This is a genomic window from Geomicrobium sp. JCM 19055, from assembly GCF_000698185.1.
GTDB classification, from domain to species: Bacteria; Bacillota; Bacilli; order Bacillales; family Marinococcaceae; genus Geomicrobium_A; species Geomicrobium_A sediminis.
The window spans coordinates 13,307-38,062 of sequence record NZ_BAXL01000015.1 but is presented as its reverse complement, the minus strand read 5'-3'; the positions used below and the strand labels follow the sequence as shown (position 1 = coordinate 38,062).

27 protein-coding genes and 4 pseudogenes are annotated in these 24,756 nt (G+C 42.5%); 11 read left to right on the top strand and 20 right to left on the bottom strand.

The annotated features are described in order from the left end of the window. Window positions 1–19: 19 nt before the first annotated feature. The 7 genes and pseudogenes from hisD to JCM19055_RS13685 form a co-directional block, all read right to left on the bottom strand. The gene (gene hisD, locus JCM19055_RS13710) at window positions 20–1,294 is read right to left on the bottom strand and encodes a histidinol dehydrogenase (protein ID WP_042360129.1); all 1,275 of its coding nucleotides are present in this window, start codon (window positions 1,292–1,294) and stop codon (window positions 20–22) included. 139 nt (window positions 1,295–1,433) lie between these two features. After that, a pseudogene (locus JCM19055_RS13705) lies at window positions 1,434–2,102 on the bottom strand (LacI family DNA-binding transcriptional regulator); the annotation flags it as partial. Between the two features lie 96 nt (window positions 2,103–2,198). After that, a complete protein-coding gene (locus JCM19055_RS24095; protein WP_052366345.1) occupies window positions 2,199–2,426 on the bottom strand; it encodes a LacI family DNA-binding transcriptional regulator in 228 nt (75 codons plus the stop codon). Window positions 2,427–2,701: 275 nt separating this feature from the next. Then, window positions 2,702–3,348, bottom strand: a pseudogene (locus JCM19055_RS13700) (ABC transporter permease). Continuing rightward, complete coding sequence (locus JCM19055_RS13695; protein ID WP_042360128.1) at window positions 3,348–4,256, bottom strand: osmoprotectant ABC transporter substrate-binding protein; 909 nt, start codon at window positions 4,254–4,256, stop codon at window positions 3,348–3,350. Before JCM19055_RS13695 ends, JCM19055_RS13700 begins: the two are co-directional and overlap by 1 nt. Next, window positions 4,253–4,900 (bottom strand): ABC transporter permease, encoded by a 648-nt coding sequence (locus JCM19055_RS13690; protein WP_042360127.1) that lies wholly within the window; start codon window positions 4,898–4,900, stop codon window positions 4,253–4,255. The genes JCM19055_RS13695 and JCM19055_RS13690 overlap by 4 nt, the downstream gene beginning before the upstream one ends. A 14-nt stretch (window positions 4,901–4,914) precedes the next feature. Beyond that, a complete protein-coding gene (locus JCM19055_RS13685; RefSeq protein ID WP_042360197.1) occupies window positions 4,915–6,063 on the bottom strand; it encodes a betaine/proline/choline family ABC transporter ATP-binding protein in 1,149 nt (382 codons plus the stop codon). Between the two features lie 247 nt (window positions 6,064–6,310). On the opposite strand from JCM19055_RS13685, the gene JCM19055_RS13680 reads away from it, so the two are divergent. Genes JCM19055_RS13680 through JCM19055_RS13665 form a run of 4 tightly spaced genes read left to right on the top strand, consistent with a single transcriptional unit; the run spans window position 6,311 to window position 9,208 of the window. Next, window positions 6,311–6,904: a GbsR/MarR family transcriptional regulator gene (locus tag JCM19055_RS13680; RefSeq protein ID WP_042360126.1), complete on the top strand. Its 594-nt coding sequence runs from the start codon at window positions 6,311–6,313 to the stop codon at window positions 6,902–6,904. After that, entirely contained in the window at window positions 6,894–7,778 is an 885-nt protein-coding gene (locus JCM19055_RS13675; RefSeq protein WP_042360125.1) for a 3-keto-5-aminohexanoate cleavage protein, read from the top strand. The genes JCM19055_RS13680 and JCM19055_RS13675 overlap by 11 nt, the downstream gene beginning before the upstream one ends. Window positions 7,779–7,788: 10 nt before the next feature. Further along, a complete protein-coding gene (locus JCM19055_RS13670; protein WP_042360124.1) occupies window positions 7,789–8,751 on the top strand; it encodes a 3-hydroxyacyl-CoA dehydrogenase NAD-binding domain-containing protein in 963 nt (320 codons plus the stop codon). Further along, a complete protein-coding gene (locus JCM19055_RS13665) occupies window positions 8,738–9,208 on the top strand; it encodes a thioesterase family protein (protein ID WP_042360123.1) in 471 nt (156 codons plus the stop codon). Before JCM19055_RS13670 ends, JCM19055_RS13665 begins: the two co-directional genes overlap by 14 nt. Window positions 9,209–9,265: 57 nt before the next feature. Here JCM19055_RS13665 and JCM19055_RS24090 read toward each other — a convergent pair whose 3' ends face one another. From JCM19055_RS24090 to JCM19055_RS13645, 7 genes and pseudogenes are all read right to left on the bottom strand, one after another. Next, complete coding sequence (locus JCM19055_RS24090) at window positions 9,266–10,312, bottom strand: ABC transporter substrate-binding protein (protein WP_265182197.1); 1,047 nt, start codon at window positions 10,310–10,312, stop codon at window positions 9,266–9,268. Then, complete coding sequence (locus tag JCM19055_RS24085) at window positions 10,294–10,842, bottom strand: ABC transporter substrate-binding protein (RefSeq protein WP_052366343.1); 549 nt, start codon at window positions 10,840–10,842, stop codon at window positions 10,294–10,296. Before JCM19055_RS24085 ends, JCM19055_RS24090 begins: the two co-directional genes overlap by 19 nt. Beyond that, a complete protein-coding gene (locus tag JCM19055_RS13655) occupies window positions 10,842–11,714 on the bottom strand; it encodes an alpha/beta fold hydrolase (RefSeq protein WP_042360122.1) in 873 nt (290 codons plus the stop codon). The genes JCM19055_RS24085 and JCM19055_RS13655 overlap by 1 nt, the downstream gene beginning before the upstream one ends. Before the next feature lie 170 nt (window positions 11,715–11,884). Next, window positions 11,885–12,091 carry a helix-turn-helix domain-containing protein gene (locus JCM19055_RS29825; RefSeq protein WP_265182196.1) on the bottom strand — a complete coding sequence of 69 codons (207 nt, stop codon included), beginning with the start codon at window positions 12,089–12,091 and terminating at the stop codon, window positions 11,885–11,887. Window positions 12,092–12,313: 222 nt separating this feature from the next. Continuing rightward, window positions 12,314–12,774, bottom strand: a pseudogene (locus tag JCM19055_RS25595) (sigma 54-interacting transcriptional regulator); the annotation flags it as partial. Beyond that, window positions 12,737–12,934, bottom strand: coding sequence for a hypothetical protein (locus tag JCM19055_RS29820; RefSeq protein ID WP_052366341.1), 198 nt, complete (start codon window positions 12,932–12,934; stop codon window positions 12,737–12,739). The gene JCM19055_RS29820 and the pseudogene JCM19055_RS25595, both read right to left, overlap by 38 nt. After that, window positions 12,909–13,655 carry a PrpR N-terminal domain-containing protein gene (locus tag JCM19055_RS13645; RefSeq protein WP_265182195.1) on the bottom strand — a complete coding sequence of 249 codons (747 nt, stop codon included), beginning with the start codon at window positions 13,653–13,655 and terminating at the stop codon, window positions 12,909–12,911. The genes JCM19055_RS29820 and JCM19055_RS13645 overlap by 26 nt, the downstream gene beginning before the upstream one ends. A 387-nt stretch (window positions 13,656–14,042) precedes the next feature. Here JCM19055_RS13645 and JCM19055_RS13635 point away from each other — a divergent pair, with 387 nt between their 5' ends. The 7 genes from JCM19055_RS13635 to JCM19055_RS24065 all read left to right on the top strand — a co-directional run bounded on the left by JCM19055_RS13635 (window position 14,043) and on the right by JCM19055_RS24065 (window position 19,045). Then, window positions 14,043–14,723, top strand: a complete 681-nt coding sequence (locus JCM19055_RS13635; protein WP_052366340.1) for an enoyl-CoA hydratase/isomerase family protein — start codon at window positions 14,043–14,045, stop codon at window positions 14,721–14,723. A gap of 24 nt (window positions 14,724–14,747) precedes the next feature. Beyond that, window positions 14,748–16,022: a CaiB/BaiF CoA-transferase family protein gene (locus JCM19055_RS13630; RefSeq protein WP_081833702.1), complete on the top strand. Its 1,275-nt coding sequence runs from the start codon at window positions 14,748–14,750 to the stop codon at window positions 16,020–16,022. Continuing rightward, complete coding sequence (locus tag JCM19055_RS13625; protein ID WP_042360119.1) at window positions 16,019–16,996, top strand: tripartite tricarboxylate transporter substrate binding protein; 978 nt, start codon at window positions 16,019–16,021, stop codon at window positions 16,994–16,996. Before JCM19055_RS13630 ends, JCM19055_RS13625 begins: the two co-directional genes overlap by 4 nt. 47 nt (window positions 16,997–17,043) lie before the next feature. Further along, the gene (locus JCM19055_RS27450; protein WP_042360118.1) at window positions 17,044–17,334 is read left to right on the top strand and encodes a tripartite tricarboxylate transporter TctB family protein; all 291 of its coding nucleotides are present in this window, start codon (window positions 17,044–17,046) and stop codon (window positions 17,332–17,334) included. Continuing rightward, window positions 17,303–17,521: a hypothetical protein gene (locus JCM19055_RS13615; RefSeq protein ID WP_370543149.1), complete on the top strand. Its 219-nt coding sequence runs from the start codon at window positions 17,303–17,305 to the stop codon at window positions 17,519–17,521. The genes JCM19055_RS27450 and JCM19055_RS13615 overlap by 32 nt, the downstream gene beginning before the upstream one ends. Before the next feature lie 145 nt (window positions 17,522–17,666). Beyond that, a complete protein-coding gene (locus tag JCM19055_RS24070; protein WP_052366339.1) occupies window positions 17,667–18,131 on the top strand; it encodes a tripartite tricarboxylate transporter permease in 465 nt (154 codons plus the stop codon). Between the two features lie 14 nt (window positions 18,132–18,145). Beyond that, window positions 18,146–19,045, top strand: coding sequence for a tripartite tricarboxylate transporter permease (locus JCM19055_RS24065; RefSeq protein WP_081833701.1), 900 nt, complete (start codon window positions 18,146–18,148; stop codon window positions 19,043–19,045). 129 nt (window positions 19,046–19,174) lie between these two features. On the opposite strand, the gene JCM19055_RS13605 is transcribed toward JCM19055_RS24065, so the two are convergent. From JCM19055_RS13605 to rlmD, 6 genes and pseudogenes are all read right to left on the bottom strand, one after another. Further along, on the bottom strand, window positions 19,175–20,242 hold the full coding sequence (locus JCM19055_RS13605; protein ID WP_042360116.1) for a hypothetical protein: 1,068 nt from the start codon (window positions 20,240–20,242) through the stop codon (window positions 19,175–19,177). Window positions 20,243–20,533: 291 nt separating this feature from the next. Beyond that, window positions 20,534–21,634 (bottom strand): mandelate racemase/muconate lactonizing enzyme family protein, encoded by a 1,101-nt coding sequence (locus JCM19055_RS13600; RefSeq protein ID WP_042360115.1) that lies wholly within the window; start codon window positions 21,632–21,634, stop codon window positions 20,534–20,536. Between the two features lie 16 nt (window positions 21,635–21,650). After that, window positions 21,651–22,445 (bottom strand): TIGR00366 family protein, encoded by a 795-nt coding sequence (locus JCM19055_RS29815; RefSeq protein ID WP_265182167.1) that lies wholly within the window; start codon window positions 22,443–22,445, stop codon window positions 21,651–21,653. Next, window positions 22,369–22,691: pseudogene (locus JCM19055_RS31920) on the bottom strand (TIGR00366 family protein). The gene JCM19055_RS29815 and the pseudogene JCM19055_RS31920 overlap by 77 nt, the downstream one beginning before the upstream one ends. Continuing rightward, window positions 22,672–22,986 (bottom strand): TIGR00366 family protein, encoded by a 315-nt coding sequence (locus JCM19055_RS29805; RefSeq protein ID WP_265182165.1) that lies wholly within the window; start codon window positions 22,984–22,986, stop codon window positions 22,672–22,674. Before JCM19055_RS29805 ends, JCM19055_RS31920 begins: the two are co-directional and overlap by 20 nt. 346 nt (window positions 22,987–23,332) lie before the next feature. Then, window positions 23,333–24,718, bottom strand: a complete 1,386-nt coding sequence (rlmD, locus tag JCM19055_RS13590) for a 23S rRNA (uracil(1939)-C(5))-methyltransferase RlmD (protein ID WP_042360114.1) — start codon at window positions 24,716–24,718, stop codon at window positions 23,333–23,335. Between the last annotated feature and the right edge of the window lie 38 nt (window positions 24,719–24,756).

The following is a 24,756-nucleotide window of genomic DNA, read 5'->3' as shown; positions in this document are numbered from 1 at the left end:
GCTTCTTTACTTCGGTGATCTACTTGCTATAGCGATTAACACGTAACGTTGCTTGAGCTTTGTGTCCCATAAATCCTTCAAGCTCGCATAAACGTTCCGCATAACGACCAATTTCCACACTTGCTTCTTCTGTACATCGTTGATACGTACAGTTTTTCAGGAATTTCCCGACCCATAGTCCACCTGTATAACGGGCGGCCTTTTGCGTTGGTAGCGTATGATTCGTACCGATCACTTTGTCTCCGTATGCGACGTTCGTTTCTGGTCCGAGGAACAACGCGCCGTAGTTCGTCATGTTGTCTAAATAATAGTTCGGATCTTCAGTAAGAATCTGCACATGTTCATAAGCCAATTTATCCGCTTCAATGACTGCTTCTTCATGGGAATCAACGAGAATGATTGATCCGTTCTCTTCCCATGCAACTCGTGCAATGTCTGCTGTTGATAGTGTTTCAAGTTGTTTCTCAATTTCTTTTACCGTTTCTTCCGCAAGCGATCGTGATGTCGTAATTAAAGCGCCTGGTGATGTCGGTCCATGTTCGGCTTGACCGAGAATATCGGTTGCCACCATTTCAGCGTCAGCCGTCTCATCTGCAACAATTAACACTTCTGTCGGCCCCGCTAACAAGTCAATGCCTGCTTTTCCGAAAAGTTGACGCTTCGTCTCTGCGACAAACGCGTTCCCTGGTCCGACAATCATATCAACGGAATCCATATTCTCTGTGCCAAGCGCCATCGATGCCATCGCCTGAACGCCACCTAATATATAAATCTCATCCGCCCCCGCAAAGTGCATCGCCGTGACCGTCGCTGCTGGAATCTCTCCATTCAGCGGTGGTGTACAACCGATTACCCGCTTTACACCTGCCACTTTTGCGGTCAGGATGCTCATGTGCGATGAAGCCACCATCGGATAACGTCCACCAGGAACGTAACAACCTACACTATTGACTGGAATGTTCTTATGACCAAGGAAAACACCAGGACGAGTTTCTACTTCGATATCTTGAATCGATTCTCGTTGTTTTTGTGCAAAGTTACGGATTTGCTCTTGCGCAAACAGAATATCCTCTTTCACTTCATCAGAAACCGAAGCAACAACTTCCTCAATTTGCTCTTTTGATAAGCGAAATTCCGTCGGGCTCCACTTGTCAAATTGTTCAGATAGCTCGCGCACGGCTTTTTCTCCATCAGTCTTAATTCGTTCGATTAGACCTGCAACCGTTTCTTGAACCTTTGCACTCGTTTCTTGAATCTCTGATTCACTCTTACCGAGCTTAAGTACCTCTGCCATTTGGTGTGCCTCCTAGTTTCATGAATACGTATTCACAAAAGAGAAAAAAAGAGTCGTGAATACGTATTCATTTATCTTAGCGTAAGTATATCTTCATCACACTTTTTTGTAAACACTTACAAACGAAATTGTTCGAATTTTAATTTTTCATCCCACTGGAGTGTCTCGCAATGAGTTTCGGTTTTAATGTGACTTGCATCGTTTCACTTACTGCTTTCGGCGAATCAATCAAATGTAATAGATGTTCAACCGCAAACTGTCCCATCGGTTTTGTTGCTACATGAGTCACCGTTGTTAATTGAATCGCGGCGTGACGGCTCATCGGAATGTCGTCCATACCACAGATGCTCACGTCTTCAGGAATACGGTACCCCTTATTCATAAGGTGATTTTGACAACTCAAAGCCATTGCATCCGTTGCTGCAAAGATTGCCGTAGGTGGTTCGTCTGTTGCAAGTAACTGATCGACGGCAATGATTACATCTGATTCAGTCGTATCCGTCTCTTTGATCCACGATGTTCGTCCCATTTCTCCTAATGCTTTCTTATATCCAAGAAGCCTACCATGGAACGTTGAACAATTCGTCGGTCCACCAATCCAAGCAATCTTCGAATGACCTAGCTCTAACAAGTGATTAGTCGCAAGCGCACCCGCTTGCTCATTGTCAATTTCAACAAAATTCCCACCAGCCTGATGGCGACGATTGAACATAACAAATGGAATCTTCGAATGTTCCAATTCCTTAAAGATAGGGTCATCAATAAAAATCGACGATAACACGATACCATCCACTTGTTGCTTTAATACTTCTTCGTAAACACCTCGTTGTTACCTTGTTCCTCAAAGTAAACCAGCGTCCGATACCCATGTGCCTTTGCCACATTTACGATCGTCGTTGTCGAGTCAACAAAAAAAAGGATTGTGCAGCGCACCCGAAATTAACGCAATCGATTTCGTCTTTTTTTGCTTCAAACTACGAGCAATTAAATTCGGACGATAGTTCAGCTCTTCCATCGCTCGCCGTACTTTTTCAATCGTTGCTTTATTAACGTTCGTCGAACCATTAATCACCCGCGATACCGTCGGTTGCGACACCCCCGCCCGCTTAGCTACATCTTTTGATGAAGCCATACATATCCCCCCTTTATACATGATTAGTCGTTATACGGATGCGACAATAATCTGTTACTTATTCTAATATATGTGTTAGAAAAATACGAATTTACTCTAGTCTGGATGCATTCCTTGCTCCGCTTGCTACACTACCCGCTTCGCTTGCTACACTACCCGCTCCGCTTGCTACACTACCCGCTTCGCTTGCTACACTCCTCTGCTCTCCGCGTAAAATCCAAAAAGAAGAGCCACTCCTTGCTCTCGAAAGAGGCAGGAAATGGCTCTATAATCATTTATGCCGTTGCTGTTTTATTCACTGGGTTCAGCTTGCGCTCGATTTTACCCATGACGAGGTCTGCGACGATCGCCATTAGAGCGGTTGGGATGGCACCCGCGAGGATGATTGCCGTTCCGTCGGTTGCGTTTGTACCGCGGACGATGATGGCGCCGAGTCCGCCGGCACCGACGAATGTACCGATCGCAACAATTCCGATTCCGACGACGAGGGCGGTACGAATCCCTGCCATAATGACGCTCACGGCAAGGGGGAGTTCGACTTTTGTAAGTAATTGCAGTCTTGTCATCCCGGAAGCGTAGGCTGCACTCGTTACTGTGGAATCAACACCTTTAATGCCGACGTATGTGTTCTGGATGATCGGAAGGAGCGAGTAGAAGAACACGGTCGTAATGACGGTGGTTGTTCCTAACCCCATCGCGACCATCGTAATTGCCATGAACCCGAGTACGGGGATCGTTTGGATAATGCTTCCGAAGGTGAGTACCCACGAGCTTAGCTTCCCGTATCTAGCAATGAGGATACCGACGGGAATAGAGATAATGGAGCGAAGAGAACGCCGTATGCTGCCATTAGAAAATGACGATAAAACTCTTCCCAAATGTAAAAGCCGTTTTGTGAAACATAGGTAATAAACGTTTCCATTACTCATCCTCCCCATCTTCAAAGTAATTGTGTTCTTCTAGAAAATTTCGAGCAATCGTTGAAGGCCCAACGAGCTCAACGTCTCCCATGTAGTTCATCTCTTGCATGTCTTCGGTTGTTACCGTATCACTTAACTTACTAAGGATCACTTCAATCTCTGGATGATCGTCGAGTACTTCATTTCGTACGACAGGTGAAGCATCATACGGCGGGAAGAAATCATCTTCTAATACAGTTAAGTCATACGCAGCGATTCTGCCGTCTGAAGAATAACCGAGCACGGCATCCATATTGCCTGAAGCAGCAGCTTCATAGACGAGACCAATTGCCATTGGGTACACATCACCAAAGGCAAAGTGTGTTTCTGTAAATGCAGCGTAACCGTCACCTGTACGGTTGACCCAGGCATTATCGACTCCGAAATTCAATTCATCTGCGAATGGTTCTAAATCATCCACATGCTCAATACCTTCTCGTTCAGCAAACTCTTCTGTAACAGAGACGGTATAGCTGTTATCAAATCCGTAGGATTCTGCCCACGTTTGGTCGAACTTCTCATCGAATTCCCGTTGGACAATATCCATCGCTTCGTCTGGATCTGTAATATCTTCATAATTTAAGACACCGGCAATGTCAGTTCCGGTATACCTCGTCGCTGTAATATCAACTTCTTCTTGCATCATCGCTTGGTGTAAGACCATCGTTGATCCGAGGTTCGTGACGAGTTCTGTTTCAAGATCGGTATAATGTTCGATCATATGTGATAGGGTGTATCCCCATATTTCTGACTCAATGGTATCCAACGTTGCGATTCTGATCGTTTGTTCAGAGGGTCCACTAAGACCTGGCAATGAACAACCCGAGAGAACGAGCGCTGATGCCATCGCAGTCGGTATCATTTTTTTCATGCAGTCTCACCTCTCATGGCAACCGGCGTCAGTTTCTTTTCTAGGAGTGAAAGGCCCCCATTTGCGAGCAATGCAAGGAGCGTTGCTGGAATGGTACCTAATATAATTAATTCTGGTTGATACAAGTTCAACCCGTCGAAGATTAGGTCACCTAGACCTCCGCCACCAATAAATGCTGCAAGCGTTGCCCAACCAATTAAGTACACGGTCGCAAATCGAATGCCTGACATAATGACAGGTAAAGCAAGGGGCAATTCAATCTTACGAACGGTTTCCCAGTTGCTCATTCCCATGCCTCTACCTGCTTCTTTCAAATTACGATCCACTTCCATCACACCGGTATACGTATTTCTTAAGATCGGAAGTACTGAATAGATAAAAAGAGCAATAATCGCTGGCAATATACCAACACCTAAAAACGGCATCAAAAATGCAAGAATGGCTAGACTCGGAACGGTCTGCAACACGCCGACAAAAGAAATGATGCGGTCTGCCACTTTCGGTATTCTCGTGAGTAAAATGCCTGCCGGGATGGCAACACTCACGCCTAATAAAATTGCTGCTAATGAGATGAACATGTGCTCGCCTGTTTTCTCAAGCAAGTCCCATCCGTAAGCAGATAACGTCGTAATAATCGCTTCCATCGTCTTTTCCCTCCTTAATCCGCTGCGGCCACTTCAGCTGTTTCGTCACCCCAGATCGTGTCATAAACCATGTTAGCGAGAGCGGCTCTCGTCACAATGCCAACGAGTCGATCGCTTTCTTCGATAACTGGAACGTACGCACTTCCACGTCGTAACATGCGGTACATTGTGTCGCGGAGTAAGTCATTTTTATGAACAGAATATTCTTCGGTATCCATCGCTTCATAGACGTAGGAGCGTTTCTTATACTGCGCGTCAATCATTTCGATATCGATATACCCTTTAAGCGTACCAATTTCATCAATAACAAGGAGCGAATCGACTCGATTGTCACGCATCACTTGTATGGCTTCTTTTAAAGTACGTTCTTCTTTTACCGTAATTGGGTTTGCATTCATGATTTGTTCAACGCGTGTTACATCTGGTCTACTTTGAAGCAAACGGTCTTTCCCAATGAAATCTTCCACAAATTCATTAGCAGGATGTTTTAGAATCTCATCCGGACTTCCGACTTGAACAATCTCACCGGCGTTCATAATGACAATTTTATCGGCAAGCTTGATCGCTTCATCCATATCGTGCGTGACAAATACGATCGTTTTGTCGACCTCTTTTTGTAACTTCTTGAATTCTTCTTGTAGTCCGTCACGCGTAATTGGATCAAGTGCACCGAACGGCTCGTCCATTAAAATGAGTGGTGGATCCGCAGCAAGTGCACGTAGGACACCAATTCGTTGTTGCTGTCCCCCACTCAATTCATGGGGATAGCGGTTTAAGTATTCTTCTGGCAAATCTACTAAGGAGATCAGTTCTTTTGCTCGCTCTCGTTGTTTCTCTTTACTCCATTTCAATAAAGAACCAACGAGAGAGATGTTCTCTCCTACTGTCATATGTGGCATTAATCCAATTTGTTGAATGACGTAACCGATTGATCGGCGTAACTGAACAGAATCTTGCTCTAAAACGTTCGTACCTTCTACGAGAATTTGACCGTCAGTCGGTTCAACAAGACGGTTAATCATTTTCATCGTTGTTGTCTTCCCACACCCACTCGGTCCGATAAAAACGACAAACTCTCCTTTATTAATAGATAGATTTAGTTTATTAACAGCAGGCTTCGCACTGCCTTCAAAAGTTTTCGTAACTTCCTTAAATTCTAGCAAATCAAGCACCTCCATCGATTATTGCGCTTTGTTAGCAACTTTCTCAGTATAATAATAAGTATCTAAAAAAACTAAAGTCTGAAAAAAGCGATACAGTTTGTATAATCTGTGCAATTTAAACTTTACAAAGTTTACGCAGGGTTATATCTTAGAATTACTAGCAATTGCTCTTTTTTTTCTACCTTACTTGTTTTTTTTGCAAATGAATTGTGGAATGTTACAGTTAGTCACAGTGATAAAAGGAGGCATGTCCGTGGAATCATTATCAAATGATCGACTACTTGAAGAATTACAATCTGCGGAAGATCAAATTACAGACCGCATTGCGGATAACATGGAAACATTCGGCGTGTCATCAACCGTCGGAAGACTGCTTGGCATCATCTATATGAATCGTGAAGCGATGACGCTCGATTCATTAGCCGAAGAAACTGGCATGAGTAAAACACGGATGAGTCAAGTGATGCGCCAAATGCTTGCATTAAATATTGCTGAAAAAGAATTCGTCAAAGGAAGTCGCAAAGAACATTACAATGTGGAAAGCGACTATGCGCAAACGTTCATCTCCTTGTTTACGACGAATTGGAAAGACGTTGTTTCACGCAACATGACACTTGAACGACGATTGCGAGAGCGTGTCGATCAGATGAGTCACTCTGTTACGGACGCTACCCCTACGGAAATCGTCGAACGAATAGAAACGCTATCCAATGAACTTGATGCATGGCAAGCGTATTACAACTGGATCGACCGTCTCGTAGATTTCTTCGAAAGTGGCAAGATCTTTGATCACGTTCCGATTCACGGCAACCAAAAGGAGGACAATCATCATGAAAAATAAACGAATTATTACAGCTGCCCTTACCGGTGCAGGAGATACAGCAGATAAAAGCAAGCACGTACCAGTAACACCGAAAGAAATCGCAGACTCTGCCATTGAGTCTGCCAAAGCTGGTGCAGCGATCGCTCACCTTCACGTTCGCAATCCTAAAACAGGCAAACTGAGCCATGACGTTGAATTATTTAGAGAAACAGTAGAGCGTATCCGTGAAGCGGACACTGACGTTATCATTAACATTACCGCGGGTGGCGGTGGCGATTTCGTTCCAAGCCTTGAAACTCCTAGCGCTGGCGGTCCTGGAACGGATATCCAAACGCCGAAAGAGCGCCACGAGCCGGTTGGTAAGCTGCTTCCAGAAATTTGTACACTTGACTGCGGAAGCTTGAACTTTGGTGATGAGGTGTACTTCGGACCTGCTGGTTGGCTTCGTGAGCATGCACAGCTCATTAAAGATAGCGGCGTAAAACCTGAGATGGAAATCTTTGATACAGGTCACATTCGTTTGGCGAATCAATTGATCTCAGAAGGGTTAATTGAAGGCACACCGATGTACCAATTCTGCTTAGGAATTCCTTGGGGCGCCGATGCTGATGCAGAAACCGTAGACTACATGAGAAAACGCATCGTGGAAGGCGCGCATTGGTCTGCCTTTGGAATTGGACGTATGCAACTACCTATGGTTGCACAATCGGCGTTACTTGGCGGAAATGTTCGTGTCGGTCTTGAAGACAACCTATATCTCGAAAAAGGTGTACTCGGTTCGAACGAACAACTCGTCGATAAAGCTGTATCGGTTCTAAATAGTGTGAACCTGGAACCAATGACACCGGCAGAAGCTCGTCAACATCTGAACTTAACAGCATTTAATCAATAGAGGTGGAAGTATGAAGACATTTGCAGTAATTGGAACTGGAGTAATTGGTAACGGCTGGATCGCTCGCTTTCTAGCGAATGGCCACCGCGTACACGCATTTGATCCAGCACCAGGTGCCGAAGAGAAAACAAGATCATTATTAACCGATATTTGGCCAACACTCGCTGAATATGGAACTTCCGAGGAAGCGACGCTCGACAATCTAACGTTCTTTGAAACATTGGAAGAAGCCGTGGAATCCGCGGATTTAATCCAAGAGAACGTTCCTGAGCGCGAAGAATTAAAGAAGTCTGTGTTGAAACAAGTCGATGCGGCAACAAAACCGGATGCCATCATTGCATCCAGCACGTCAGGGTACATGCCTTCTGTTCTTCAAGAAGCTTGTGAGAAACACCCTGAACGGGTCATTGTTGCACATCCGTTTAACCCGGTTTATTTAATCCCCCTCGTTGAGATTGCTGGCGGGAAACAGACAGACCGTGCTTACATGGAGAAAGCCCAAGAACTCTATGATCATATGAATATGAAACCACTGATGATGAGTGGCGAAATTGATGGGCATATCGGTGACCGGTTGATGGAAGCTCTCTGGAGAGAAAGCCTGCACATCGTCAACGACGGTGTAGCAACGACCGAAGAAGTCGACAAAGCGATCGTTTATGGACCCGGTCTTCGTTGGGCACTGATGGGACCTTTCATGACCTTGCACCTCGCTGGAGGAAATGAAGGCATGCGTCACATGTTGGAGCAGTTCGGCCCAGCACTAAAGCTTCCATGGACGCGACTTGTTGCCCCAGAATTAACGGAAGAATTAAGTGAAAAAGTCATTCAAGGAACGAGTGAGCAATGTGGCACCGTACCTGTACAAGATCTCGAACACCGTCGTGACCGCTTTTTGATCAAATTGATGGACCTACTCGAAGAAGAAGGGTTCTGGCCATCAGAAAGGTTGATTGCTTATGAGCGAAAGTAAGACAGTTTGGAATGGCAGTGTGCTCACTGAGTGGGTCGATTACAACGGCCACATGACCGATGCCGCCTATGCCACAGTGTTTAGCCATAGCTTAGACGCCCTTATGGAGACGATCGGGCTTGATGCAGCTGGACGCAAGAAGCATACCTACACGATTTTTACGTTAGAAGCGCACATTAAGTACTTGCAAGAAGCTCATGACCAGGCGCCTTTGTCGACAACCGTAACGGTCTTAGATCAAGATGCTAAACGGATGCACCTTTGGTTTCAAATGAAGAATGCAACCGGTGATGTCATTGCAACGAGTGAACAAATGGTGATGGGGATGGATGAATCAACTGGCAGACCAGGACCATTTCCTACAGACGTGAAAGCAGCCATTGAACAATTACCCGCATTAGATCAAGCCGACTGGCCAAAAGGTGCTAACGTGCCGATGGGCATTCGCAGAAAATAAGAAAACGAAAGTCCCGCCAACATTGTGATTGAGCGGGACTTTCGTTTTTTTTGCAATTTAATACGATTCGTCGTCTGTTACCGTCGTTACGAACAGCCGATACAAGTTATCCGGCATTTTAATTAGTCCCTCGACGTTCTCTGCTTTCGCGTAGATGTTATCTTGGTGAGCGAGGTACACCATCGGCGCTTCTTCTACGATAATGGCTTGCGCATCATGATACATTTGTTCACGCGTGTTCACGTCTGTTTCTTGACGAGCGTGAAAGAGCAATTCATCAACTTCGTCATTCTCGTAGTACGTCCGGTTTCCTGAACCGCCCCAGTTATCCGAGTGGAACGGGTTGTACAATCCGTTATCACTATCCCCAGAAACGGCGGTCCAAGACATGATCATCGCTTCATGACTGCCATTTGCCGTTCCATCAAGCAATGTCCCCCACTCCAACGATTCGATGTCGACGTGGACACCGACTTCAGATAGTTGATCTTGAATAATAACCGCCATCTGCTGCGTCACTTCATCCGCATCACCGACCCACAGTGTAAACTGAAGGTCAGTTTGACCGATGTCTTGTAATAGTGATGCAGCAGCTTCTGGATCGTAATCGATGCCTTCTAATTCTTCATCATAGCCGAAGATGAGATCACTAATTGGCCCGGTTGCTAACTTCCCATTTCCTTGCAAAATCCCTTCAAGTAAAACTTCCTTATCAATCGCCATTGAAATCGCTCGACGAACGTCCGCATCTGCAAACGTTTCATGTTGATTATTGAATCCGAGGTAGGTCATGCCTAAGCTCGGTCCACTCACGAGTTCAACATCGTCTGTGCTTTCCACTTGGTTCGTATTGAGAGGACTAATCGTATCCGCAACATGAGCTTCGCCATTTGCGACCATACCAATTCGCGTTAATTCTTCTGGTACGACTTTGAACGTCACTGTCTCAATGGAAACGTCGTCGCCCCAATAATCAGCATTTCTTGTAAGAACCGCTTCATTTCCTTGGTACCAATGCGTTAGTGTAAAGGGTCCTGTACCCGCTGTCTCTGTATCAAGGTTAAATTCCTCATTCTCTACCGCATCTAACGCCTTCGGACTAATGATACTCCCGCCATTATGGCTAAATGCGCCGGTAAAGGAGCAAAAGGATACGACGTCGTGATCGTCACTTCATCATCACTTTCCACCTCAATTGACTCAATCATATCAAACAAAAACGCACGCGGTGAGGCAACATCAGGATCAATTACCCGCTCAAGCGAACGCTTCACGGCTTCCGCTGTTAATGCTTCTCCATCGTGGAATGTCACACCTTCTCGAAGTTCAAAAGACCACGTATGCTCATCGATTTGTTCAAACGATTGTGCCAAGTGAGGTTGCACGTCCATGTTCTCATCCATAATCGTGAGACTTTCATAAATTTGACTTCTCACTTGCGTTGATGCCGTATCGTTTGATCCGTGCGGACTTAAATCGACCGCATCACTAGACATGGCAAAGATCAGATCTTCACCAGATTCCTCGGTCGTCGTTGAAGAACTTGCATCGTCTTGATTCTCTACATCATCGCTGCATGCACCGATGAGCCCAATCACACTGATGAGTGCGCCAACCTTCCACAGTGTCCTCATCACTTTACACCTTGAAGTGACGCTTCAAGTACAAACCCTTTGACCAATTCCATAAACCGCTCGTACTCATCGAACATGACGCGATGACTACTTTGTTCAAACAACACATACTTTGAGCCTGGAATCGAGGCTGCGACCGCTTCATTTGCGACAGGAGGGGTAATCCAATCATGAGCACCTGCAATGACAAGCGTCGGCACCGTAATGGCCGCATTGCTCTTCGTATAATCCATCGTCTTCATAAAACCGCCAAACCCTTGATTTAACGCACGGAAATTACGATTCGTCTTCGGCCTTGGACTCGCTCCTTCACTTTGCTCACGCACGGAATAGAACGAACCCATCAATTCATAGAATCGACTCAACTCTTCATCCGATTGAAAATCCCCCGCCCATAACTTCTCACAAATTGCCACTTGTTCAGGTGTTCCTTTCTCTTCAACAATCGCTTTCGCATCCGATAGAAACGTTGAATTCGGAGCCGTCGTGACGAGCAACAACCCAGCAAGATTCTCCCCGTACTCTTTCGCATACGCTTGAGCAACCATTCCGCCATAAGAATGCCCGAGAATCCAGACTTTCTTCAACCCGACATGTTGCCTAAGCGCCTCCAAGTCTTCCACATTATTATCAATATGTAACGTATCCTCAGGCGCATCGTCAGAGAATCCACATCCGCGCTGATCTACGTAAATCAGTTGCATTGTACCCGTCAACGCCTCAAAAGACGGCTTAAACCCAATATGATTTCCACCAGGACCTCCGTGAAGGACAAAGCATACCGGCTTTCTCACCAACTCCCCTTCCCTCACCTCGACCTCAGCACCATCCACATCAAAATACAACCTTGTCCCATTTACCGCTGCATACATTCTCTCTACCTTCTTTCGCGTTAATTTTCTGAATATAATTATTAGGATACTGAATTGTGGATACTTTGTAAATGTCGTTGGGAGGATTGTCTGTTTCTACTTAATATTTTATTTTAAGAGTACTACTATGAAAGTAAACTCAACTATCTTTCTTCTACAGAACGTATAATTTATAACCCATACTCCTCAATCTTTCTCCATAAGGTGGAGCGACTAATTCCTAATTCTTCTGAAACAGCTTGTTTATTTCCTTGTTGTTTAACTAAAGACTTTTGAATGAGAATTATTTCATTATTTTTAAGGTTTAATGAAGGCTCTTTTAAGTGGAAGCTATCCGATTGTTGCTTACTTCCACCAGGTGTTAACGCTTTCTGCATGAAGAGAGCTAGTGTCTTTTCATTTAATTCCTCGTCTTTGCAATAGACATAATATCTTTGGAGTACATTAATGAGCTCTCGTACGTTTCCTGGAAACAAATAAGTTTTTAAAAGTTCTTTAACAGTAGGGTTTTCAAGTAACTTAGTATCTTCTTTTTCTTTTTTGGTGTATTGAAATGCAATGTCTAAGATATCATCCTTTCGAGCTCGTAATGGAGGGATAAATAGTTGCAACACACCGATTCGGTAGTATAAATCCTCACGAAAATTCTTCTGTGCAATGCTTTCGACCAAGTCTTTGTTTGTTGCTACAATAATTCGAACATCGACGGGGATGATTTTATTGCCACCAATACGCATGACTTCTCGCTCTTGAAGCACCCTCAACAATTTTGACTGTAAATGTATTGGCATTTCACTAATCTCATCAAGGAAGATTGTTCCTTTGTCTGCAAGTTCAAACAATCCTTTCTTCCCATCTTTACTTGCACCTGTAAACGCCCTGTTTCGTATCCAAATAGTTCACTATCAAGTAACGTCTCGGGAAGAGCAGCACAATTTATCGCTACAAAGGCATTGTGTTTACGTTTGCTTGAGTTGTGAATGCTTTGGGCAAAAAGTTCCTTGCCAGTGCCGGATTCACCTTCAATTAAAATAGAAGTTTGCGTGGTTGCAAATTTCACAGCATCTTTTTTTTACATTTTCCATGCCTTCACTATTACCAAGAATATCTTCAAAAGTATATTGAGATTGTAATGGTTTTTGATTAATTTCTTTACGGATATACAATTCTTTTCTTTGGACGGCATCTACATCATCAATAGAAATAATGGAGCCGATCATGAGGTGATTTAATCGAACAATGGATTGAGAAACCGCTAACCTTCTGCCATTCCAATTCATGATCGAAGGATGGCTTGGATTTTTTTGATATGGGCCAATACTTATTAAAAAGTTGCGAAAGGTCTTTATTGATTAAATTAGCTTCTGGAATGTCTAGAAGCTTGTATGCAGCATTATTTGCCGTTGTGACACACTGAGACACGTCCGTACTCATAATCCCACTTTCATTTAAGTGAACAGATTCATGAAATAAGCTTGATTGTTCCAATTCTTTTCGATAAATCTCTACATACTTGATTGCCGTCACAACGGCGTCCTCTAGTGTGCGAAGCGTATAAAAGAATTGCGTTTCGAATCCTTGCTCTAATGCCAGCTCACAAGCATAGCTTCCCCCAACGATTAACTCTGTTCCGTCTTTGCGAAGGGCTGTAAGAAGTTCACCAAGCGAAGATTCAGAAGTATAGTGGTATTGTTTCAATCTTTGATGTTTTAAAGCTTTGGTAAAGTTATCTATTGGATGAAGATGGGTCCGATAATTGATGATTGCTTTCTTTGAGTAGTCCGAAAAGATAGTCTGTAAAATTGCTAGCTCATCGACTTTTACCGGAATAAAGATGTTTTTGGACAATCGCTTGCTTAAGTAGTTAGCGCTTTGTTCACCACTAATAATAATGGTTGCTGGTTCGTATTGAACTTGTAAATTTTTTTGGTTTCGTAACAGAATGCAGGGTTTCCATAAGATAGGAAGACGTCTTTATTTCAATCCAATTAGGGACATCAAACGTTTCTAGAAACTGGTTTGCAAGCTTGAGTAAATGGTTAGATCCAGTAATTAAAATTTTTGGGTACATACTATCTATCACTCCTGTGTTTCAAAATAAAACAGGCCGTTTTTCAATTTGATACAAAATATACGAGACAAACTTTTTGCTATAAGTAGAATTCCCAAGGGTGTGAACTTTTCTAATTGGCATAACTATTGCATTCATAATAATCAAACGACAAGGAGGTTGACCGATGAATCAAGACATTTATTATACGTTAGATGGGGAGATTGCAACGATTTTCATGAATCGACCAGAAAAAAAAGAATGCAGTGACATTAGCTATGTGGAACTCAATTCCTAAACTTTTAGATGAATTAAAAGAATGTGTAGACGTTCGGGTCGTAATTATTCGTGGTGTTGATCATACTGCTTTTTCTGCCGGAGCCGATATAAAAGAGTTTAGTGTAGAGAGGGAAAACGTTGAAAAGGCGTCAAACTACGATCGCTTATTAAATCAGGCAGGTGATGCTTTAGAACAGTTTCCTAAGCCAATTATTGCATTAATAGAAAGCGTTTGCATAGGTGGAGGATGCGAAATAGCACTGGCTTGTGATTTACGATTCTCTTCTAATACAGGTACATTTGGGATCCCACCTTCCAAGATAGGCTTAGTCTATGGAGTAGGGCAGACGCGACGACTTATGAATGCAGTTGGGAAATCGTATGCAAAAGATATGTTATATTCAGGTCGATTATTTGATGCAGAAGAAGCCCACCATATCGGCCTAATTAATCGAGTGTTTAACTCAGAAGACATTGTTGAAGAGACATACAGTTACGCACGTTTATTAGCTAGCCGATCCCAATTATCTATCCGTGCTTCAAAGCAAATTCTACAGTTCCTTGATTCTTCTGAGAACACCAGCGAAGACATTACTCGAATGATTGAGCACTCCTACGAAGCTAAAGATATTAAAGAAGGAATTCAATCCTTTAAAGAGAATCGAATTCCTAATTTTTAAAAACCGTAGAGGGAGGAAGTAACTATGCCATTAAGAAATGTTACCATTATAGATCTTTCGAGGTTATTAAGTGGACCGTACGCAACAATGATGTTATCAGATTTGGGAGCAGAGGTGATTAAGGTTGAATCACCTTCGGGGGATGATACAAGGAGTTTAGGTCCTCCTAATTATTATGATTGGAGTGCCTATTTTTATAGTGTAAATCGAAATAAAAAAAGCATTAGCTTAGATTTAAAAACGGATGAAGGAAAAGAAGTGTTTTTAAAGTTAGTGAAAACTGCAGATGCGGTCATTGAAAACTTTAGACCGGGGACAATGGAAAGGCTTGGCTTAGCTTATGAAGATTTAAAGAAAGTAAACCCTAAAATTATCTTATCCTCAATTTCTGGATTTGGTCAGTTTGGTAGAGATTCCCAAAAACCAGGGTATGACGTTTTAGCACAGGCAATGGGCGGTCTTATGTCAGTCACTGGTGAAAAAGGAGGTGCGCCATTAAAAGCAGGATATTCGTTTGCTGACTTAGGAACTGGTATGTGGGCAGCGATAGGAATCTTAACTGCATTATGGGAAAGGCAACAATCAGGAAAAGGCCAATGGATTGACACGGCATTACTAGATACGATTGTCTCGTGGCAAACGTATTTGGCAAGTAATTACTTTGCATCTGGAAAAGATCCAGGACCTATTGGTACAGAACATCCAAACATTGTTCCTTATCAAGCTTTTGAAGCTGCGGATGGGTACTTTGTCGTCGCCATTGCAAGAGATTACATGTGGGAGTTATTTGTAAATAAGATCGGTATCGAAGTGTTAAAAGACGAAAAGTTTCGTTATAACGAAGGGAGGGTGTTGCATCGAGAAAAATTGTTAACTATTCTTAGAGATTTGTTTTTAGAAAGAACGAGGAACGAATGGGAAATATTCTTTTCAGAACTTAAAATCCCAGTTGGACCCGTAAATCAACTATCAGAAGTGCTAAACGATGAACACGTGTTGCAACGAGGAATGGTAGTTGATACGAATCATGATAAACACGGGAAATTAAAAGCACTCGGGTTACCTTTACATCTATCAAGAACACCCGGTCAACCCAGAACAGCTCCCCCATTACTCGGCGAGCATTCCCATTTAATCTTGGAAAATCTAGGCTACAGCAAAAGTCAAATTGAAAGTTTAATCCAGCGCAGTATCGTAGTAAGTGATATGAATGAACAAAAATTTACGAACCAAAAAAATGTAAGCGATTACAAACGAGGTGGTGCGTATGAGAAAAAAAAGAACCAGTCATCCTTATGATTATCATTCTTCTTCTCTTTGTTTCAGGTTCTTACTTGTCTTCTGAAGTTCTAAGAACTGAAAAAGCAGACATACGTGAACAATATCCTGAAAGAACAATGGAAATCCTTGTAGGTTATGGTGCAGGAGGAGGGACAGATTTATCAGCACGTAATATGGTTCAAGCACTGACTCAAGAAGGTGTGATCGATCAATCATTCTTTGTAGAAAATAAGGTCGGAGCAGGGGGTGCCTTAGCAATAAGACAACTTGCAGAAAGTGATGAGCATACATTAGCTGCAGTACCTGAGTTTGGAGATGTTTTATGGAATGGGACAGCTGGAGTAGAATTATCTGAATTAACACCGATTGCTCAAGTAGCTCAAGATTATCACTTAATCGCAGTCCATAAAGACTCGCCGTATGAAACCATTGAACAACTTTTAGATGCTCTTAAAGAGAATCCTGAATCACATGTTGTTAGCGTCGGTGGAACAATTGTTGGTATGGAAGCTTGGGGCTGGCAAGAAATATTTGATGATTATGGAATAGATGGACAAGTGCGGATGCTTCCATTAGAAGGGTCAAATGCAGCACTAACAAACGTATTAGCGGGTGATGCACACGCAACCTTTGTTGTACCCCAATTAGCACAACCACACATTGATGAAGGGAACATCCGCCCGTTAGCCGTATTAACAGATGAACGAACTGAGCAATTCCCTGAATTACCTACCTTACGAGAAAAGGGATTGGACGTAACCTATTATCGACCGAGAGGATTCTGGATTAACGGCGATGCACCCGATTATTATGTTGAATTTTGGGAGGAAGCACTTGAAGAGATGGTTGAAACAGAGACGTGGCAAACATATGTAGAACAATCAGGCTTATTACCAGAGTTCCAAAATCAAGAAGAGTATCGAGAACAAATTATTGCAGACGGTGAATCCTATCAACAATTCTACGAAAAGATTCAAGAGGAGATCTCATAACTGGATCACTTTGATTACTCTCATAAATGATGAAAGGAGAGATGAACATGTTCTATAAAGACAAAACATTTTCACTTATTTTCCTTTTCATCTCGGTATTTATTTTTATAACGGCGTTACAATATCCAATGTTTTCATCCTATAGCGTTGTTGGTGCGGGATTTATCCCAATTATAACTGCAGGCACATTATTGTTTCTCTCCATTGGTTTATTGGTTAAGAATTCCATGAATTCGAGCCAAGAGGTTGATCATAAAGATCGAAAGGTCAGTCGTGAAGCAATTGTAAAACAGCTTAGTTTTTTTGATGATATTAATTATGTCAATTCCCTTAATTAATGTGTTTGGAATGATTTTCACGATAGGCTTGGTCCTTTTTGCTTCAATGCGTTATATCGAGCAAAAATCAATTGTTATGTCATTCGCCTTTAGTGTGATTATGACAATTGGTATCTATCTTTCGTTTGAATTATGGTTAGATGCTAGACTCCCTGCAGGGGTCTTCGAATTCGTCATTGGTGGATAGAAAGGGGGACAGTCATGCAACCAATTCAAGAATTATTCGGTGGATTTGTAACCATTTTCACACCTGAATTGCTCATGTGGTGCCTAATTGGGGTTCTGTTAGGAACAATTGCCGGTGCATTACCTGTCTAGGTTCAATTACGACAATGGCGATTTTATTACCAATGACATTTGGTATGGATACCATTAGTGCACTTCTCTTCCTTATGGGAATTTATCAAGGAGCAATGTATGGAGGACGAATTAGTTCAATTTTATTAAATGTTCCTGGTGACGCACCCGCTGTTGTGACCACATTTGATGGTTATCCAATGACACAACAAGGACGAGCGGGTTACGCACTTACGTTAAGTGCTTTTGCTTCATTTGTTGGAGGAACCATTGGATTTATCGGTCTTGTTTTCCTTACAGCTCCCATTGCTGGATTAGCTTTAGTATTTGGTTCACCTGAATACTTCGCTTTAATGGTTTTTGCGCTTATCGCTACTAGTGGACTCGTTGGTAACCGTCCGTTAAAGCCGTTAATTGCAATGCTCATTGGCGTCATTATCGCTGTTGTAGGCGCAGATCCGGTCATGGGTACAGAACGGTTTATGTTTGGTTTTTTTTAGAACTTTGGGATGGTATTGATTTCGTAGTCGTAGCTGTTGGAGCTTTTGGCTTATCAGAAGTATTTATCCGACTTGAGAAGAAATTAAGTATTGACAACAAAAACAGTAATGTTGCATTGCGAGATCTTTTTCCGAAATTTAGTGAAATTATGAAAGATTTTTGGACGATCACTAGAAGTTCATTAATTGGATTTTTATTTGGAGCATTGCCAGGAGCAGGAGCAACCATCACAACGTTTATTGTCTATGATATCGAGAAGAAACTATCAAAGAAACCCGAAGAATTTGGAAAAGGAGCAACAAAAGGACTTAGTGGTCCTGAGGCAGCAAGCAACGCAACCGTGGGAGGTGCCCTCATCCCATTGTTCAGTTTAGGAATACCTGGTTCTGGAACCACTGCTATTCTCTTAGGTGCACTAATGATGCTTGGACTTCAACCTGGACCACGTATGTTTCAGGAATCGGGCGAAATCATTTGGGCAACAATTGCAGGATTGTTTTTAGCAAACATTTTGTTGCTTATTGTAAATACAGCATTTGTACCACTATTGGCTACGATGATTCGAAAAATTAACACATACCTTAACCCGATTATTGCGGTTTTGTGTATTATTGGTATTTACATGTTAAACAACAGCCTACTTGATGTTGGGCTTATGATCTTTTTCGGTTTGCTCGGATACATTTTGCGTAAATATAATTTCCCGCTCGCACCTCTTGTTCTAGCAGTAATCCTTGCACCAATGTTAGAAGAAAACTTTACGCAGTCCTTATTAATGTCTAGCGAAGGATTAAACATTTTTGTTACTAGGCCCATTTCGTTAATTTTCTTACTCATGAGTGCGACAATACTGCTTATCCCACTAATAAAAGTACTAATGAAAAGGAAAAAAATCAGGGGGTTAGATATGTAGCAGTAGCAGTTATATGATACTTTGCTTGTGCATTGAACTTACTGTCCCCCTTTAACATACTCCCTCAAGGTCAAGCCTTTTGGGGAGTATGGCAGATTATGAATATTAATTTTAACCATCAAGATTAAACTAGGGTTGCAACGTCTGACGTCCTCTCTTACTCGATCTCACAATATTAACAATGAGACTCACAATCACAATAAATCCAATATAGCCTAATAACGGGTAGACCGTATTCACAAGATCAACAAAGCCGATAAACCCAAAGCTTAAACCGAGAATACATGTAACCACGACCGCTCCTCTGTAACCATTCGTTTTCGGCTCAAAGAAGCGTACTAGGAACGTGTAAAAAGAAGTAGCTGCTGTACTATAAATCATCATGAGTAAGCCAAGTGCCATGAAGAACCCTACAACTGGGTTGAATTCATTAGCCAATAAGAGAATTGGCATTTCAGCTTGGTGAACGCGGTCTAAGTTCAAGTACACCCCTAAGGCGACAATAATCGCAATGACCCCTAGGGCAACCCCACCTAAGATGGCACCATTACGAACGCCTCGCTTATCTTTTTCAACTGAACCAACGACAACCATAATAGCAAACCCGACCATAAAGTTAAAGGATACGCTAATCAACGTACTCAGCGTCCAATGTGGGGATACCGTCAATTGTTGACTTGCTAAGCTTTCGAGAGTCGAAAAATTGGCTTGGCTCGCAAAGATTGAATAAATAACGATAATAAACAATAGCACGAGTATGTATGGACTTAACGAACTAATAATGGTAATGATTTTATTCGTATCAAGCACAAGAGTTAAGATGAGCACAAGACTCATAAATAGATAACCCCAAATTGGCGCAAGACCGAACGATTGCTCAAATAGCGAACCACTCCCAGCAATCATAATGGCGCCTAATCCAAACAAGAAAAAGGTTAATACAAGGTCAATCACCGGTCCAAGATACTTTCCACACAGATGATAAAGAACCTTCTTATGGTTCTTCACATTTAACTGATCACCGAGTCTAACGAGGTGGTAACCGAGAATCGGCAACAGAATCATCGTAACGGCAGTACCGACAATTCCCCACACACCGTGACTAACAAAGAATTGCAACATCTCTTGCCCTGAAGCATATCCCGCACCAACAACCGCGCCTACATACACCCCAGCAACACGTAGCGTCGTCTTCACTATCCAAGACCCCCTTGCGTACACAATACACCAAGCATACACATACAATTATAATTCTCTATATAATAAATATTTAAATAATACTTTACTATTATATAATTCAAAGTCAAATAATAGACTATTATGATAATTAATCCACTCGATCAATATAAAAAGAGCCACATATGTATGAGGCTCTTCGTGGAAATTATTTTAAGTCAAAGTCACAACTGAAATTGAACATAAAGGATAATGTAAATACTTAAGAAGATACCTTTCGCTATACGATCAGGACATGACTTGAGCACGCAGTTAGTCATCGATCCGATAGTACTTTAACTTTTCTTCGTTAATAGATACGCCAATTCCTGGACTATTCGGAACCTGTAACTTCCCGTTTTGGACGTGTAGCATTTCGTTTGCAACTTGATCCTTCATTAATTGGAACAGGTCAAATTCTCCTGCTTCACGTTTCACCCATGGATATCCCCCACCAAATTGCAAAGAAGCGGATGTTCCTATAACACTATCGGCTTGATTTCCAAGAACAGTTCGAACTCCAAGTGCTTGAGCTAACGCAACGATTTTTCTACTTTCTGTAAATCCTGTACGTGTGGTTTTGATACTTATAATCCTAGCAGCATCATTGTATAATTCCCGCACAGCATCGGAAAGAGTTGGGACACTTTCATCAGCCATAATAGGTACAGAGAGCATCGCTGATAATTTTGCTCTTCCAATAAAATCTTCTGCAGGGTTCGGTTCCTCAACGAACTCGATATTTTCGCTAATCATTTTCGGAAGTATGCGCAATGCTTGCTCAGCCGTGTATCCATGATTCGCATCGACATAAAGTCTAGCATCATCCCCAAGTACATTCCTTACTTCTTTGACAACCGCAAGATCATTCTCTTCATCAAGGCCGACCTTAATTTTAAACACGTTACTGCCATTCTGTTCTCTGATCGAAAGTGCTTCCTGAGCAACTTCTTCTGGTTTTCCGATTGATAGCATTGCTGTTACTTGAATTTCACCGCCGTCCCCACCGAACAATCGCCAACAAGGTTGTTGCAACACCTTTCCTCGCAGATCGTGCAAAGCGATATCTAGTGCGCCTTTCACAGTATTATTCGCTACAATTTGTCCGAGCTTCCCTTGAACAATTTCAACTGCGAATGGATCCATCCCTACAAGCAAAGGAGCAAACCATTTATAGATTGCAGTTACGATCGATTGTTGAGACTCACCATAAATCATCGGACGCTCCACTGCTTCACCTATTCCAACAAAGCCTTCTGACGTGTGGATTTTGATTAAAACGTGATTCGCATGCGTCAACACACCAGTCGCAAAACTTAATGGCTTATGATAAGGAATGCTGTAAGGTATCGCTTCAATTTCTGTAATCTTCATAATTACCATCTCCTAGTTAAGATCCAAGGAACCCCCAGAGTAAAAATGTTGATACAAACACAATTCCAACCCAAAACATAATAGTCACAAGATAACCCATTACATCTCTTAAATGTAACTTCGCAATTGCAAGCACCGGTAATATCCAAAAAGGCTGAATGATCGTATTCCATGAATCACCTAATGCAACAGCCATTGCAGTCGGCGGAAATGCTGCACCGAGGTCTAATGCTGCTTGCATCATAACTGGTCCTTGCACGATCCATTGCCCTCCACCAGAAGGTGCTAAGATATTAATAAAATAGGCACTTATTAATGTAAACAGTGGTAGCGTCTGTTCACTAGCAAAGCTAATTAGCCAATTCGAGAAAGTGGTTACGAGCCCTGTTCCTACTAAAATTGCCATAATTCCTGCATAGAATGGGTATTGCAGCACAATACCTGTAACCGTTCTGATTCCGTCCCCAGCAATTCTTAAGTAAATCGCAGGCGAACCAATAAGCATGATTCCTAGAAATAACATAATAAAATTAATAATATTAAGATTTAAGGTTTCACCTTGGCTGAAATAGATGATAATAAACATCAAACCAAGTACACCAATCAGCACCCCAGGAACCTTGCTATTACTCAAACGATTAGCAGGTGTAGGATCTTGCTCAATAACAGATGCACTTTCTACATTTTCAGACACTTCCTGTACGATATTTTGATGGATTGGTATAATTTGTTGCTTATCTTTTGGATGTAATCGAGCGTTTAATAAAGGAAGTGTAACTAAAATAACCAGGGTCGTCAGTAGCATTGGCATTGAAAAAAACAGTCTCTGTTAAAGGAATTACACCTGTAATTTCCTCGATAAAATGTCCATCAGTCGATAACGTCAAAGCAACCGGACCTGAAATTCCTAACGGATAAAGACAAAAACCACTAAAAGCAGCAGCAATAATTAAAGGATAATGGACCCTTTTACCCGTATGGCAAGCTTTTGTGCTACGATTCCCCCTGCAACTAGCCCAAACCCCCAGTTAATTAAACTACCAATACCACCGACCAATGTTGCAATTACAATTGCAGTAGAAGGTTTTTTTAATTGGTGAGATTATTGCATTGATTACACGATCAACAATAGGCGCTTTTGCAAGCACATAACCTGTCAAAAGAACAATTGCCATCTGCATTGCAAACTCTAATAAGTCCCAAAATCCGCTACCCCAAAAATACGTGACCTCTATTAAGTTTGCCCCTTGTAACGTAACTGCTAAAGCAATGGTAACCATTGTTAAAATGATGGCAATTACAAAAGCATCCGGTAAATAGCGATTCATCAACTTCGTAAAAAAGCGAGTCATGTACCTCAATACTCTCCCCCTCCATTAGTAAGCGCTTTCAATAATGCTTTTATCATTTTATATACAAAAAAAATATTTTATATATGATATGATACAATAGTTTTATATAAATAACAATTATTATTTAGAATTTTCTTAACTTTAGATTGATCTCACTTTGATTAACCTTCCAAATAAATAAGAACAACGTATAATCCCCTATACTCTAAGAGTAATAAGCTTATACATTGTTCTTGTTACTTTTAAGCTAGCGACATCTTAGTGGTCTAGACAAGAAAAAAAGACTCGACTTATGAGAAAGTTATTCTCACAAAATACGAGCCTTTGGTATAACTTTATTCTTCGACTAAACCCGTTCCAACCAAGCAACGCTCTCCACATGTGTCGTCTGCGGGAACATATCCACAGGTGTAATCTCTTTTACTACATACCCTCCGTCTTCAGCGAGAACTTTTAAGTCACGAGCGAGTGTCGCTGGGTTGCATGATACATAGACAATGCGCTCGGGCTTCATTTGAATCATCGTCTCTAGTAAGGCGGGATCGCAGCCTTTTCTTGGTGGGTCGACGACAAAGACGTCGGCTTGGATGCCGTGGGCAGCTTGCCACCATGGGACGACTTCTTCGGCTTTACCTACGACGAAGTCGACGTTCTTCATGTTGTTCAGTTCTGCGTTATTCTTCGCGTCGCGGATTGCGTCTCCAACGACTTCTACGCCGTAGACGTGTTTCGCTTGTTGTGCAAGGAACAAAGAGATGGAACCGATGCCGCAGTATGCGTCGATCACCGTTTCTTTTCCTGTCAGCTGCGCATACTCCATCACTTTGTTGTAAAGCACTTCGGTTTGCATTGGGTTCACTTGGAAGAACGATCGTGGCGAGATGAGGAAACGTACGTCGCCGATCTTATCTTCAATGGTCCGCTCGCCCCAGAGCACTTCAGTTTCTTCACCGAAAACGACGTTCGTATCTTCGCGATTGACGTTCTTCACGACGGAGCGTAGTTTCGGAATTTGTGCTTGCATCTCTTCAATGATCTCATTGATATGTGGCAAGTGCTTTTTGTTAATGACGAAAACGACCATTACTTCACCAGTATGGTGAGAGCTACGGGCAACGATGTGGCGGACATTGCCTTCACCGGTTTTCTCATCATAAGGTGGGATGTTGAATTTCTTGAGCAATCCTTTTACGACTTGGACGGCTTGATCATTCTGCTCACCTGTAATAAGGCAATGATCCATATCAACAATTTGGTGAGAGCGCTTGGCGTAGAAGCCTGCGATTAGCTCACCGTCTCGGTTCACACCGACAGGCACTTGCGCTTTATTGCGGTAGCTCCATGGCTCGTCCATCGTGAGCGTCGAATGGACCGGAATGTCACTGTTGCCCATATACTTGTGCAACGCGTTGACGATTTGTTGGCGTTTAAAGTTGCTTTGCGCATCAAGAGACAAGTGCTGCAACTGGCAACCCCCACAACGATCATAAATTGGGCACGGCGGTTCAACACGGTCATCGCTCGTCGTGTGTCGTTCGATGAGTCGACCGATGCCAAAGCCTTTCCCCGCTTTAATGACTTTAATCTCTGCCTCTTCTCCAGGCAATCCGTTCGGAACGAAGAGTGGGTATCCATCGATCTTGGCGACACCTGCCCCTTCATGGGTTAGATCTTCAAAGGTGACATGATGGTATTCATTTTTCGTTACAGGTGCTTTTATTTTCTTTGCCAAATCAGGTTCACTCCACTGTCTTCATATAGTCTTAGAGT